The sequence below is a fragment of the Streptomyces sp. NPDC046876 genome, assembly GCF_040645035.1.
In the GTDB taxonomy this organism is placed as follows: Bacteria; Actinomycetota; Actinomycetes; order Streptomycetales; family Streptomycetaceae; genus Streptomyces.
In genome coordinates, this window is sequence record NZ_JBEYXK010000008.1 from 125,832 (window position 1) to 138,981 (window position 13,150).

General features: G+C 73.0%; 12 protein-coding genes. 3 read left to right on the forward strand and 9 right to left on the reverse strand.

Annotated features, from left to right (window positions below; genetic code table 11):
* The first annotated feature begins 60 nt into the window (after positions 1 to 60).
* On the forward strand, positions 61 to 1,047 hold the full coding sequence (locus tag ABZ924_RS07780; RefSeq protein WP_361905661.1) for an LLM class flavin-dependent oxidoreductase: 987 nt from the start codon (positions 61 to 63) through the stop codon (positions 1,045 to 1,047).
* Between the two features lie 48 nt (positions 1,048 to 1,095).
* On the opposite strand, the gene ABZ924_RS07785 is transcribed toward ABZ924_RS07780, so the two are convergent.
* The 4 genes from ABZ924_RS07785 to ABZ924_RS07800 form a co-directional block, all read right to left on the reverse strand.
* Positions 1,096 to 2,529, reverse strand: a complete 1,434-nt coding sequence (locus tag ABZ924_RS07785) for a sugar porter family MFS transporter (protein ID WP_361905663.1) — start codon at positions 2,527 to 2,529, stop codon at positions 1,096 to 1,098.
* 234 nt (positions 2,530 to 2,763) lie between these two features.
* Positions 2,764 to 6,696, reverse strand: a complete 3,933-nt coding sequence (locus tag ABZ924_RS07790) for an AAA family ATPase (protein ID WP_361905664.1) — start codon at positions 6,694 to 6,696, stop codon at positions 2,764 to 2,766.
* 181 nt (positions 6,697 to 6,877) lie between these two features.
* Positions 6,878 to 7,093, reverse strand: coding sequence for a hypothetical protein (locus tag ABZ924_RS07795; protein WP_361905666.1), 216 nt, complete (start codon positions 7,091 to 7,093; stop codon positions 6,878 to 6,880).
* A gap of 349 nt (positions 7,094 to 7,442) precedes the next feature.
* A complete protein-coding gene (locus ABZ924_RS07800; protein WP_361905668.1) occupies positions 7,443 to 7,724 on the reverse strand; it encodes an acylphosphatase in 282 nt (93 codons plus the stop codon).
* Positions 7,725 to 7,859: 135 nt separating this feature from the next.
* Here ABZ924_RS07800 and ABZ924_RS07805 point away from each other — a divergent pair, with 135 nt between their 5' ends.
* Complete coding sequence (locus tag ABZ924_RS07805) at positions 7,860 to 8,741, forward strand: CAP domain-containing protein (protein WP_361905670.1); 882 nt, start codon at positions 7,860 to 7,862, stop codon at positions 8,739 to 8,741.
* Between the two features lie 75 nt (positions 8,742 to 8,816).
* Complete coding sequence (locus ABZ924_RS07810; RefSeq protein WP_361905672.1) at positions 8,817 to 9,227, forward strand: helix-turn-helix domain-containing protein; 411 nt, start codon at positions 8,817 to 8,819, stop codon at positions 9,225 to 9,227.
* Here ABZ924_RS07810 and mutM read toward each other — a convergent pair.
* The 5 genes from mutM to ABZ924_RS07835 form a co-directional block, all read right to left on the reverse strand.
* On the reverse strand, positions 9,200 to 10,069 hold the full coding sequence (mutM, locus tag ABZ924_RS07815; protein ID WP_361905674.1) for a bifunctional DNA-formamidopyrimidine glycosylase/DNA-(apurinic or apyrimidinic site) lyase: 870 nt from the start codon (positions 10,067 to 10,069) through the stop codon (positions 9,200 to 9,202). The genes ABZ924_RS07810 and mutM overlap by 28 nt on opposite strands.
* A gap of 197 nt (positions 10,070 to 10,266) precedes the next feature.
* Positions 10,267 to 11,103, reverse strand: coding sequence for a ribonuclease III (rnc, locus tag ABZ924_RS07820; RefSeq protein ID WP_361905676.1), 837 nt, complete (start codon positions 11,101 to 11,103; stop codon positions 10,267 to 10,269).
* Positions 11,104 to 11,122: 19 nt separating this feature from the next.
* The gene (gene rpmF, locus ABZ924_RS07825) at positions 11,123 to 11,296 is read right to left on the reverse strand and encodes a 50S ribosomal protein L32 (protein ID WP_026165248.1); all 174 of its coding nucleotides are present in this window, start codon (positions 11,294 to 11,296) and stop codon (positions 11,123 to 11,125) included.
* 2 nt (positions 11,297 to 11,298) lie between these two features.
* On the reverse strand, positions 11,299 to 11,967 hold the full coding sequence (locus ABZ924_RS07830) for a DUF177 domain-containing protein (RefSeq protein ID WP_361905678.1): 669 nt from the start codon (positions 11,965 to 11,967) through the stop codon (positions 11,299 to 11,301).
* Positions 11,968 to 12,078: 111 nt separating this feature from the next.
* The gene (locus ABZ924_RS07835; RefSeq protein ID WP_361905680.1) at positions 12,079 to 13,140 is read right to left on the reverse strand and encodes an ATP synthase F0 subunit B; all 1,062 of its coding nucleotides are present in this window, start codon (positions 13,138 to 13,140) and stop codon (positions 12,079 to 12,081) included.
* Positions 13,141 to 13,150: the final 10 nt, after the last annotated feature.

The window sequence follows — 13,150 nt, forward strand, 5'->3', positions numbered from 1 at the left end:
TCCGTCAGCTAACGTCCCCCTTCGCCGCCCACCCACATCCGGCGAAGGGGGATTTCCGCCATGACCGTCACCGTGGCCCGGTTCAATCTCGTCGACCCGAACGGCACCCCCGAGAGCCTCTCCGCCCGGTACCGGGCCGCGCTGGAGATGGCCCGGTACGCCGACGACCGCGGGATCGACACCGTCCAGACCGAGGAGCACCACGGCACCGCGAACAACTGGCTGCCCTCGCCGTTCGCGTTCGCGGGGGCGGTCCTCGGCGCCACCCGGCGGATCGCGGTCACCGTGTCGGCGATCATCGGCCCGCTGCACGATCCGCTGAAGGTCGCCGAGGACATCGCCGTCCTGGACCTGCTGAGCGGCGGCCGGCTGGTGACGGTCGCGGGCATCGGCTACCGGCCCGAGGAGTACGAGCAGCACGGCGTGGAGTGGGGCCGTCGCGGCCGGCTCCAGGACGAGCTGCTGGAGACACTGCTGTCCGCGTGGACGGGCGAGCCGTTCACGTTCCGCGGGCGCACGGTGCGGGTGACGCCGGTGCCGTTCACCCGGCCGCACCCGCTGCTGCTGGTCGGCGGCAGCTCCCGGGCCGCGGCCCGGCGGGCGGCCCGGCTGGGGCTGCCGTTCTTCCCCAGTGCGCACCTGCCGGAGCTGGAGGCGTACTACACCGGGCAGCTCGCGGAGTACGGCACGGAGGGGTTCTGCATGATGCCGGCGGCCGAGACCCCGCTGCTGCACATCGCCGAGGACCCGGACCGGGTGTGGGCCGAACACGGCGGGTGCTTCCTGCACGAGGCGGCCACGTACGCGTCCTGGCAGTCGAAGGACATCACCAGCGCCGTACGGTCGCGGGCGCGTTCGGTGGCGGAGCTGCGGGCGGAGGGCGTGTACCGCGTCCTGACCCCGGACGAGGCGGTCGCGTACGCCGAGGGCGCGGGCGGGGCGGGGAACCTGGTGCTGCACCCGCTGTGCGGCGGGATGCCGCTGGACGAGGGCTGGCGCAGCCTGCACCTGCTGTGCGAACAGGTGCTGCCCCGGCTCAGCGGATGAGCCGGGGCAGCACCTGTCGACGAGGAGAGGGGGTGGTGGCGGGGATGGTTACCCCATCTCCTCCAACGCCTTGCCCTTGGTCTCCGGCACCCAGAGGAGGATGAACGGGATCGAGAGCGCGGCGAAGACCGTGTAGATCACGTAGGCGCCGGAGAGGTTCCAGTCCGACAGCGTCGGGAACGTGACGGTGATGAGCCAGTTGGCGACCCACTGCGCGGCGGCGGCCACGCCGAGCGCGGCGGCGCGGATGCGGTTGGGGAACATCTCGCCGAGCAGCACCCAGACCACGACGCCCCAGGAGAGGGCGAAGAACAGCACGAAGGAGTGGGCGGCGACGAGGGCGACGGTGCCCTGGGTGTCGGGCATCGTGATCTGGTCGCCGCTGCCCTCCTTGTACGAGAACGCCCAGGCGGCGAGGCCGAGCGAGAGGGCCATGCCGACGGAGCCGATCAGGGCGAGCGGCTTGCGGCCGAGGCGGTCGACGAAGACCATCGCGATCACCGTGCCGACGATGTTGATGATCGAGGTGGTGAAGGAGTACAGGAACGAGCTCGACGGGTCGATGCCGACGGACTGCCACAGCGAGGAGCTGTAGTAGAAGATCACGTTGATGCCGACGAGCTGCTGGAAGACCGACAGGCCGATGCCGATCCAGACGATGGGCAGGAAGCCGAAGCGGCCGCCGAGCAGGTCCTTGAAGGTGGACTTGTGCTCGGAGCTCATCGCGAGCTCGATCTCGCGCACGCGTCCGTCGAGGTCGACGCCGGAGCCCTCGACCTCGCGCAGGACCGCCCGGGCGTCGTCGGTGCGGCCGGCGGAGATCAGGTAGCGCGGGGACTCGGGGATGACGAAGGACATCAGGCCGTAGAGCACGGCCGGGACCACCATGACGCCGAGCATCCACTGCCAGGCCTCGAGGCCGGCGAGCGTGCCGCGCTGGTCGCCGTCGGCGAGGTTCAGGATGCCCCAGTTGACCAGCTGGGAGACGGCGATGCCGATGACGATGGCGGCCTGCTGGAACGAGGCGAGCCGGCCGCGGTAGGCGGCCGGGGAGACCTCGGCGATGTAGGCGGGGCCGATGACGGAGGCCATGCCGATGCCGAAGCCGCCGAGGACGCGCCACAGTGCGAGGTCCCACAGCGCGAAGGGCAGGGCGGAGCCGATGGCACTGGCCGTGAACAGGACGGCGGCGATCTGCATGCAGCGGATGCGGCCGATCCGGTCGGCGATGCGGCCGGCGGTGGCGGCGCCGAGGGCGCAGCCGACCAGCGCGGCGGCGATGACCTGGGCGAGGGCCTCGGAGCCGACGTCGAACCGGTCGCGGATGGCGACGACGGCGCCGTTGATGACGGAGCTGTCGTAGCCGAAGAGGAAGCCGCCCATGGCGGCCGCGGCGGCGATGAAGACGACGCGGCCGAGGTGGTCGGGCCTGGCGGCCCGGCCGCCCTTCGGGGCCGGCGCCGGCGCTGTGCTGCTGGTCAAGGTGTGCTCCTGCGTGCCCGGCTGCGGTGGCGGGCGGGTGGGGGTGAACCCCTCCAGTGGCGCACAGGGCAAGATCCGGCACCACTCGAAGGGAAGAGGCGGCGGAGCGAGCCTATGTCTTCAGTTCTTGAAGTCAAGAGGGGGCAGGGAACGGAGATGAACTCCACTCGCGAGGGCTGACAAGGGCCGCGAAGGGCGGGCCATTCACTTCTTGAAGGAAATGGGTCGATCGTTTCAGCGGAGGCGCTGGCTGATGACCTTCGAGACGCCGTCGCCCTGCATGGAGACGCCGTAGAGCGCGTCCGCGACCTCCATCGTCCGCTTCTGGTGCGTGATGACGATCAGCTGCGAACTCTCCTGGAGCTCCTCCATGATCCGGATCAGGCGCTGCAGATTGGTGTCGTCGAGCGCCGCCTCGACCTCGTCCATCACGTAGAACGGGCTCGGGCGGGCCTTGAAGATCGACACCAGCAGCGCCACGGCGGTCAGCGAGCGCTCGCCGCCGGAGAGCAGCGAGAGCCGCTTGACCTTCTTGCCGGGCGGCCGGGCCTCGACGTCAACGCCGGTGGTGAGCATGTTGTCCGGGTCGGTGAGGACGAGGCGGCCCTCGCCGCCGGGGAACAGCCGGGAGAAGACCCCCTCGAACTCGCGGGCCGTGTCCCGGTAGGCCTCCGTGAAGACCTGCTCGACGCGCTCGTCCACCTCCCTGACGACCTGGAGCAGGTCCGCGCGGGTCTTGCGCAGGTCCTCCAGCTGCTCGCTGAGGAACTGGTGGCGCTCCTCCAGCGCAGCGAACTCCTCCAGTGCGAGCGGGTTGACCTTGCCCAGCTGCTGATAGGCGCGTTCGGCGGCCTTGAGGCGCTTCTCCTGGTGGGCGCGGACGAACGGGCCGGGCCGGTTGCGGGGGTGCTCGGGGTCCTCGGGGAGCTCCTCGCCCTCGGCGGGCGGGCTCGGCGGGACCGGCTGGTCCGGTCCGTACTCGGCGACGAGGGCGGCGGGCCCGATGCCGAACTCCTCCAGGGCGCGGCCCTCCACCTGCTCGATGCGCAGCCGCTTCTCGGCTCCGAGCACCTCGCCGCGGTGCACGGAGTCGGTGAGCTTGTCGAGTTCGGCCTTGAGGTCGCGGCCGCGGGTGCGCGCCCCGGCGAGCTCCTGCTCGCGCAGGCGCTTGGCGTGCTCGGCGGCGGTGCGCTCGGCGTCGGCCCGGCCGAGGGACACCTCCAGGTGGGCGAGGAGCTGGCGGGCGCCGTCGGCCACGGCCCGGGCCACCGCGGCCTCGTGGCGCAGCCGTGCCCGGCGCCGCTCGGCCCGGGCTCGGGCCTCGCGCTCGGCGCGGGCGCCGCGGTCGAGGGAGTCGGCCCGGCCGGCCAGGCCCTTGACCCGCTCCTCGTGGGTACGCAGCTGGAGGCGGGCCTCCATCTCGGTCTGGCGGGCATTGGCCCCGTCGGCGGCGAGCCGGTCGCGGCGGGCGGTGTCGGGTTCCTCGGTGACGGGCATCTCCTCGGCGATGGCGAGCCGCTCGGCGCACTCCTCCACCTCGGCGAGGGCCTGCTCCAGCGCGCCCTGCGCCTTGTCCGCGGCGGCGGCGCTGCGCTCGGCCTCGCCGGCGGCGCCCTTGGCCTGGCCGGCGAGCCGCCCGAGCTGCTGGGCGAACCCGGCCCGGGCCTGTTCGCCGGCCCGGCGGCGCTCGCCGATCTCCTCGACGCGGGCGGCGAGGTCGCGGCGCGCCTCGCGGGCGGCCTCCTGGGCCTCGGCCAGCTCCTTGCACTGCCCGTCGAGCCGTTCCAGCTCGGCGGTGGCCTCGTCGACGGCCGCCTGCACCTCGATCAGGCTGGGCGCCCCGGCGGAACCGCCGTGCGCGAGGTGCGCCCCGAGCACGTCCCCGTCGGGCGTCACGGCCACCAGCTCGGGCCGCACCGCGACGAGCTGCTGCGCCTGGTCGAGATCACCGACGAGGACGTGGTCCCGCAGCACCCATCCGACGGCCCGCACCGCTGCGCCGTCCCCCCGCACGAACCGCTCCAGCGGCACGCCGCCGTGCGCCCGGTCGTCCCCGGCAGCCTGCCCGGGCACCCTGACGGCGGCGGCCCCGCCCTCCGGCAGCGCCGCCTCGCCCCGGGCGGGGTCGGCGACCGCGGTCGAGGGGATGGGGCCGGCGGGCGCAGCTTCCGACGGCATCGCGTCCCCGCCGACAGCGCCGGAAACGACAGCGGGGGCCGCAGCCCCGGCGGATGCGGAACTCGCTTCCGGGAGGGCCGGCTGCGCTGCCGCGCGGCCACCGGCCGCGGTCGGGCCGGGGGCAGGCGCCCCGGCAACAGCCGCACTGCCAACGGGGGACGGACCGCCGGCGGGGCCGGGCGCCGCGCCGCCGGGCGCGGCCTGGCCCGGCAGCGCGGGTTCCGGCTGGACGGCCGCGGCCGGACCGCCTGGTGCGGCCTGGCCGGGGAGCGTCGACGGGGTGATCAGGAGGGTGGCTCGGCCGGTGTCCGTGCTGCGCAGGTGGCGCAGGGCCTCGGCAGCGGCGGGCGGGGAGGTCACGGCCAGGGCGTCGGCCGCGGTGCCGAGGGCGGCCGCCACGGCGGCCTCGTACCCCGGGGTCACCGTGAGCCGTTCCGCGGCCGGGCCCAGCAGGCCGGCCAGCTTCTCCTTCGCCGCGAGCAGCGCCCCCGTGCCGTCCTTGCGCCGCAGGCCGAGCGCGAGTGCATCGCGCCGGGCGGCCACCGCGGCCCGCGAGCGCTCGGCGGCGGTGGCCGCGTCCCGCGCCGCCGCGAGGGCCGTCTCCGCCTCCGCGAGCCCGGCCCGCGCCGCCTCGTACTCCGCGTCCGCCGACGACGTCTCGTCGAGCCCCCCGACCTCCTCGGCCAGGGCCTCGTACTCGGCCTGCGCGGCCCGTGCCCGCAGCGCCGCCTCGTCCCGGGCGGCCACCAGCCGGTCGATCTCCGCCTGGGCGGCGCCCGCGCGGGACCGGGCAGCGCCGAGCCGCCCGGTCAGCCGGGCCAGGGCCTCGCGCCGGTCGGCCACGGCCCGCGCGGCGTCCCGCAGCCGCCGCTCCTCCTCGGCCAGGGACCGCTCCAGCTCGGCGCGGTGCTCTACGGTGTCCTCCAGCGCGCGGGAGGCGGCCTCCAGCGCGGCCGCGAGCTCCGCCTCCTGCTCGCGGATCCGCTCCGCCTCGCGCTCCATGTCCTCGGGGTCGCGGCCCCGCCGCTCCTCCTCCACCGGGGCCGAGGCCGACTTCACCCGGGCCTCGGCCAGGGACGCCGTGCCGCGTACCCGTTCGGCCAGCTGCGACAGCTCGTACCAGGTCTGCTGCGCCCGCTGGAGGCGGGGAGCCAGCTGCCGCACCGTTTCCTCGAGCTCCGCCTCCCGCCGCAGCGCCTCGGCGAGCTGGGCCTCGGCCGCCTCCTTGCGCTCCTTCAGCGCCGCCTCGTCGGCGATCTCGGCCGCCAGCGCGCCGCGCAGCGCGACCAGGTCGTCGGCGAGCAGCCGCAGCCGCGCGTCGCGCAGGTCGGCCTGGATGACGGCGGCGCGCCGGGCCACCGCGGCCTGCCGGCCGAGCGGCTTGAGCTGCCGCCGGAGCTCGTCGTTCAGGTCCTGTACGCGCGCGAGGTTGGCCTGCATCGCGTCGAGCTTGCGCAGCGCCTTTTCCTTGCGCTTGCGGTGCTTCAGGACGCCGGCGGCCTCCTCGATGAAGGCGCGGCGGCCCATCGGGTCGGCGTGCAGGACGGAGTCCAGCTGGCCCTGCCCGACGATGACGTGCATTTCGCGGCCGATGCCCGAGTCGGACAGCAGCTCCTGGATGTCGAGCAGCCGGCAGGTGTCGCCGTTGATCTGGTACTCGCTGCTGCCGCCGCGGAACATGATCCGGGTGATGGTGACCTCGGCGTACTCGATCGGCAGGGCGCCGTCGGAGTTGTCGATGGTCAGCGACACCTCGGCCCGGCCGAGCGGCGGGCGCCCGGTCGTCCCGGCGAAGATGACGTCCTCCATCTTCCCGCCGCGCAGCGACTTGGCACCCTGCTCGCCCATGACCCAGGACAGCGCGTCGACCACGTTGGACTTGCCCGAGCCGTTCGGGCCCACGACACACGTGATGCCGGGCTCGAAGCGCAGGGTGGTGGCCGAGGCGAAGGATTTGAAGCCGCGCAGGGTCAGGGACTTGAGGTGCACGCCGCCGGACTCTACCTTTCGCGTTCGGTTTCACCCATGAAGGTGCAGGGCACAAGTGACGTCAAGGGATCATCCCTCACCTGGAGGAACGCGGCGGCGGCGAAAGAAAGAAGGGACGCCGGGGCGTCCCTTGCAGATCGTGCTTGCGGAGATCGAGCGACGAGTAGCGCGGATCAGCGGATCAGGTGAGCGCAGGCTCCGCCTGGGGTACGTCGATGTCGATGCGGTCCAGCAGCGTCTCTCCGTGCTGAGCGGCGGCCGCGTTCAGCGCGTCGTTCTCGGACTGAATCCGTACGAGCTCGGACTCGAGGTCCTGGACGCGCTGCTGAAGCCGTCGCATCTCGGCGAGGAGTCGCGGGTCGGAGCCGCCGACGTAACCGAGAAGCGCCTTTGCCATGATGGATGGTCCTCCACACTGAGTGACCGACCGAAGCGGTGTGGGTCGTGAGGGAATCGCACCCGCGGATGTCCGGCAGCGACTGTCAGTCACTGCGCTTAACTCTGCCAGCACTGCCAAACAGCTCAGGTGCGCGGGGCTTCCAGCGTCTCACCAAAAAGTTTGACGGTCAACACGATCACGCCCCGTATCGGCGGGCCGCTCGGCTCTGGCTCGGGACGTGGAGATCGTCCTCGCTCCCGAGCCTTCCACGGATGACCGCGCGCGGCAACGCGCAGCGGGCGAACGTGCAGTTCCGGTGCCGTGCACCTGCTCGACGGGTGTGATCAGTACACGATCAGCCGATCGGTCACCGGATCGCGAAGTCGTCGTAGCCACCGCGCGGTGTCCCCCAGATTTCTGTCACTCCGTCGACCCTCCCGGGCGTGTCGTCGGAGCGCAGCCAGTCGAGCAGCCGGTGGCAATTCTCACGTTGACCCTCGGCCACCACCTGCACTCGCCCGTCGTCGAGGTTGAGCGCGAAGCCGAGGAGCCCGCCGATCTCGAGTGCATTGGCCCTGGTGAACCATCGGAAGCCCACGCGCTGTACACGGCCGCGCACCCATGCGGTCAGGCGGACATCGTCATCCATGCGTGCACGCTAACGGGCGGGCCCGCTGGACGACGCACCGCCCCCGGGGCCCCATGGCGTACAGTCGCGGACCAATGAACTCACCCATTTGGGTGGTTTAAGGATGATCTTAACTCGTCAGGAAGGTCCGCGCCGATGGGACGCCACCGACTCCAGGCCGCGCCGCGCCGCGGGGACAAGCGCCGCACCGCCGTGCGCGCCGGCCTGCTGGGCGCCTGCGTGGCCGTGGTCCTCGGCACGGCGGCCGTCACCACGGGCATGGTGCCGGTCGGGAACTCGTTCCCGTACGTCGGCGTCACCGCCGCCGGCTCGGCGGCCAAGGCGGAGCCGCAGGCCGCGGCGAAGACCACCCCGCGCCCCGAGCCCGTCACCCAGAACGCGCCGGGCGGCCTGCGCAACCTGTCGGGCCCGGCCTCCGCGGGCCCCGCCACCGGCTCCTCCCCCTCCCCCTCGGCCTCGCCCACCCCGTCGGCCACGCCGATCCCCTCGGCCTCCCCCACCCCGACGGCCTCCGCCCCTGCGCCGGAGAAGCCCAAGGCGGCCGCCCCGAAGCCGGCCGCCCCCAAGCCCGCCGCCCCGAAGCCGGCTGATCCGAAGCCCGCCGCCCCCAAGCCCACGGCGCGGACCTCCGGCGACGGCCACTCGGCCGAGGAGGCCGCCGTGCTGGCCCTGGTCAACCAGGAGCGGGCCCAGGCCGGCTGCGGTCCGGTGCGCGCCAACCCGCCGCTCGCGGCGCTGGCCGCGGCCTTCAGCAAGGACATGGCCGTCCGCGGCTTCTTCGACCACACCGACCCCGACGGCAACACGCCGTGGGACCGGGCCACGAAGGCGGGCCTCGCCGGGCTCGGCGGCGAGAACATCGCCCGCGGCCAGGGAGATGCCGAGGCGGTCATGAAGGCCTGGATGAGCAGCCCCGGCCACAAGGCGAACATCCTCAACTGCGAGTACCGCACCCTGGGCGTCGGCATGTACTCCGCCGCCGGCGGCCCCTGGTGGACGCAGGACTTCGGCTTCTGATCCACGGCCCGGCACATGCTTTCCATCGGAAAGCGCAACCTGTCGGAAAGCGCTACCCGACGTTAAGCTGGCTCCATGGAGACGACTGCGGACCTGACGACGGAACCGACGACCCCGGACCTGCCGTTCGACGCCTTCGCCCGCGCCTGCCCGTCGCGGGCGACGCTGGAGCACGTCACCGGCCGCTGGGGCAGCCTCACGGTCGGGGCGCTGCGCGACGGCTCCTGCCGCTTCAACGAGCTGCGCCGCAAGGTGGACGGGGTCAGCGAGAAGATGCTCTCGCAGACCCTGCACGCCCTGGAGCGCGACGGCATCGTCCACCGCGAGGCCCAGCCGACGAACCCGCCGCGCGTCGACTACGAGCTGACCCCGCTCGGCATCGAGGTCGCCGACCGGCTGCTCGCCCTCATCCACTTCCTGGAGGGCAGCATGCCGCAGGTGCTCTCCGCCCGGAAGTCCTACGACGCCGCGCGCGGCGGCCGCTGACAGCGCGGGCAGAAGTAGCTGGAGCGGTTCATCCACGGGCGGCGCCGCATCGGGGTGCCGCAGCGCCGACAGGGCTCGTCCTCGCGCCCGTAGGCGTCGAGCGAGCGGTCGAAGTAGCCGGACTCGCCGTTGACGTTGACGTAGAGGCTGTCGAAGCTGGTGCCGCCGACCGCGAGGGCGGCGTTCATCACGTCCCTGACGTGGCCGAGGAGTTCCGTGCTCCGCGGGCGCGTGAGGGTGGCGGTGGGGCGCTCGTAGTGCAGCCGGGCCCGCCACAGCGCCTCGTCGGCGTAGATGTTGCCGACGCCGCTGATCAGGGACTGGTCCAGCAGCGCCCGCTTGACGGTGGTCCGCTTGGCGCGCAGCGCGAGGTGGTACACGGCCTCGTCGAAGAGGGGGTCCAGCGGGTCGCGCGCAATGTGCGCGATGACGTCGGGCAGCCCGTCCTCGCTGCCGGCGGCGGCCTCGTGGAGCGAGAGCCCGCCGAAGGTGCGCTGGTCGACGAAGCGGAGCTCGGTGCCGGCGCCGTCCTTGAACCGGACGCGGATGCGCAGGTGCTTCTCGTCGGGGGCGTCCTCGGGCTGGACCAGCAGCTGGCCGCTCATGCCGAGGTGGCCGAGGACGGACAGTTCCCGCCCCTCCAGGGGCAGCCACAGGTACTTTCCGCGCCGCCGCGGGATGCCGATGGTCTGCCCGGCCAGCCGCGCCGCGAAGTCGGCCCCGCCCGCGGGGTGCCGGCGTACGGCGCGCGGGTGCAGCACCTCGACGGCGTCGACCGTCCGCCCGGCCACCCAGCGCTCCAAGCCGCGGCGCACGACTTCGACTTCGGGCAGCTCGGGCACGATGTTCCTCCGACAGGGGTGCGGACGGCGCGGGACGGGGCGTCTCGGGACGGGGCATCTCGGGACGCGGGCGTCCGCCTCTGCCGCGAGCCTACCCGGCGGCCCGGCGCGGCAGGGGCCCCGCCCGCAAACGGGTCCGCCCGCCCCTGCCGGTGGCAGGAGCGGGCGGGAGGTACCCGGAGGAAGGAAGCGTCGGGTCAGGCCTTCGAAGCCGGATCGGCGGAGGTCGGCGCCCCGCCGTCCCCGGCCCTGGCCGGTGCCCCGCCGGCGCCGGCGGACGCCGCTTCCGCGGCCTTCCGCTCGTCCGCCGCGGCGCGGATCCCGCGCCACGCGGACTCCGCCGCCTGCTGTTCCGCTTCCTTCTTGCTGCGGCCGGTGCCGGTGCCGTACGAGACACCACCGACGCGGGCGGCAGCGGTGAAGGTCTTCTCGTGGTCCGGGCCCGTCTCGGTGACCAGGTATTCCGGTACGCCGAGGCCCTCGGCCGCCGTGAGCTCCTGGAGGCTGGTCTTCCAGTCCAGGCCGGCCCCGAGGTTCGAGGACTTCTCGATGAGCGGGTCGAAGAGCCGGTGCACCAGCTCCGAGGCCGCTTCGAGACCCTTGTCGAGGTAGACCGCGCCGATCACCGCTTCGAGGGTGTCGGCGAGGATGGAGGCCTTGTCCCGGCCGCCCGTGCCCTCTTCACCCCGGCCGAGCCGGATGAAGGAGCCGAGGTCGAGGCCGCGCCCCACCTCCGCCAGTGCACGCGAGTTGACCACCGCGGCCCGCAGTTTGGCCAGCTGGCCCTCGGGCAGGTCGGGGTGGGTCGTGTACAGCGTGTCCGTGACCACCAGGCCGAGCACGGAGTCCCCGAGGAACTCCAGGCGCTCGTTGGTGGGCAGGCCGCCGTTCTCGTACGCGTACGAGCGGTGGGTCAGCGCACGCACCAGAAGGGCGGACTCGAGTCGGTACCCGAGCCGCCCTTCCAGAAGCGTGTGGGACGAGGCCGCGTTGTTACTGTCTGTCTGCTTCTCAGCGTTCGACAGCTCGGACATTGCGCCTCTCACCAGCCGCTCAGACCTCGAGGACCTGGCGCTTGTTGTAGGTGCCGCAGCTCGGGCACGCGATGTGCTGCTGCTTCGGCTCCTGGCAACGCTCACACGAAACCAGGGTGGGGACCGCAGCCTTCCACTGCGACCGGCGGTGGCGCGTGTTGCTGCGCGACATCTTCCGCTTCGGAACAGCCACGGCTACTTCTCCTGCTTCTCGGCGGCGCTCTGAACGTCGTCAGATGCAGTGCCGCTCATGTTGTCCTTCTCGCCGTCCTGATCGGTCACGACGAGTTCCTGCAAAGCCGCCCAACGGATGTCGACGGCGTCGTGGTGGTGGTCCGGGTCCTCGTTCAGGCTGGTCCCGCAGTCGGGGCACAGTCCGAGACAGTCCTCCCGGCACACCGGCTGCAGCGGCAGTGCGAGCACCACCGCGTCCCGCAGCACGGGTTCGAGGTCGAACAGGCCGTCCTCGAGGTAGAGCGTGTCCTCGTCGTCCTCGGCGTCGTCGGCCGGCTCCGCCTTGGGGCGGCCCCGGTCGTCGGCGTCAGGGTACGAGTACATCTCCTGGAAGTCCGCCGTGAGCTCGCGCCCGACGGCCTCCAGACACCTTACGCACTCCCCCTCGGCCGATGCACGGACGGTGCCTGTGACAAGCACCCCTTCCATGACCGACTCCAGGCGGAGGTCGAGCTTCAGCGGGGCGCCCTCCGGCACTCCGATGACGCCGGCGAGACCGAGGTCCGCCGGTGCCGCGATCTCGCGGGACAGCCGCTGCATGGCACCAGGACGCCGACCCAGCTCGTGCGTGTCGAACACGAGGGGGTTGCGGTGGTCGAGGCGGGTGTTCAGGGCCGTTCCTGCTTTCACAGATCGCTGAAGATCGAGAATTCTGCCGCTCAAGGGCAGCACGGATCGCGGCGCATACGCGCGACCGAACAGCCAGGATACCCGGCGCTTCGCTCTGAGCCCAATCCGGGATCAGCGGCCTTGTTCGTACTGGCGCAGCTGGTCCAGGTTGATCATGCTCGTGTCGAAGAAGCTGGTCTCGTCGAGCGCGGGCTGCTGCTGCGGGGCCGCCTGGGACGCCCCCTGCTGCCCGTAGGCGGCGTACGGGTCGGGCTGCTGTCCGTAGCCCGCTGCGTACGGGTCCGGCTGCTGGGCGGCCTGCTGGACCGGCTGCTGGTAGCCGTACGCGTCCTGGTACGGGTAGCCGTCCTGGGCGGCGGGCTGCGGATAGCCGTACGCGTCGTACACGGGCTCGGGCCGGGTCTGCTGCGGGATCACGGGCGCCGCCTGCGCCAGGGGCTCCGCCGGCTCGGCCAGGCCCGCCAGGAAGTCCGCGTCGCTCGTCGAGCGGGGCTGTGCCGCCCCCGCCGCGTCCTGCGCCGCGATGTGCGCCCCGAGGTCGTCGGTGGGCCCCCGCCCCAGAAGCTTCTGCCGGCCGCGGCCGACCGCCTCCAGGGTCTTGGAGAGCACCGCCTCGAAGGTGGCCAGCTTGGTGTCCACGTACGCATCGGCCTGCAGGCGCTGCGTCTCGGGGTCGCTGCTGCGCTCGGGGGCCTCCGCGTCCGGGTAGCCGTGCTCGTCCAGGCCCGGCCCGCGGCCCAGCAGCTTCTCGCGGCCGCGGTCCACCGAGCCGATGGTCTTGGTGAGGACGACCTCGAAGTTCGCGAGCTTGCTGTCCACGTAGTCGTCGGCCTGGGCGCGGATCTCCTCGGCCTCCCTGCGGGCCTCCGCCAGGATCCGGTCGGCCTCGCCCTGCGAGCGGCGCGCGATCTCCGTGTCGGAGATCAGCGAGCCGCGCTGGGCGTGGGCCGACTCGATGATCCGCTCCGCCTCCCGGCGCGCCTCCTCGACCATCCGCTCGCGGCCGCCGATGAGCTCCTGCGCCTGCGCGAGGGAGCCGGGCAGCGCCTGGCGCACCTCCTCGAGCCGGGCGAGCAGCTCGGCGCGGTTGATGACGCAGGAGGCCGACATGGGCATGGACCGGGCGCCGCCGACGGCCGCGACGATCTCGTCGAGCTTCTTCTGCACGTCCATGGGGGCTCGC

Excerpts from the sequence above, each read along its gene's own strand:
- ABZ924_RS07780 (WP_361905661.1), top strand. The coding sequence starts at position 61 with ATGACCGTCACCGTGGCCCGGTTCAATCTCGTCGACCCGAACGGCACC.
- ABZ924_RS07795 (WP_361905666.1), bottom strand. The coding sequence starts at position 7,093 with ATGGCAAAGGCGCTTCTCGGTTACGTCGGCGGCTCCGACCCGCGACTC.
- ABZ924_RS07800 (WP_361905668.1), bottom strand. The coding sequence starts at position 7,724 with ATGGATGACGATGTCCGCCTGACCGCATGGGTGCGCGGCCGTGTACAG.
- ABZ924_RS07805 (WP_361905670.1), top strand. The coding sequence starts at position 7,860 with ATGGGACGCCACCGACTCCAGGCCGCGCCGCGCCGCGGGGACAAGCGC.
- ABZ924_RS07810 (WP_361905672.1), top strand. The coding sequence starts at position 8,817 with ATGGAGACGACTGCGGACCTGACGACGGAACCGACGACCCCGGACCTG.
- rnc (WP_361905676.1), bottom strand. The coding sequence starts at position 11,103 with ATGTCCGAGCTGTCGAACGCTGAGAAGCAGACAGACAGTAACAACGCG.
- ABZ924_RS07835 (WP_361905680.1), bottom strand. The coding sequence starts at position 13,140 with ATGGACGTGCAGAAGAAGCTCGACGAGATCGTCGCGGCCGTCGGCGGC.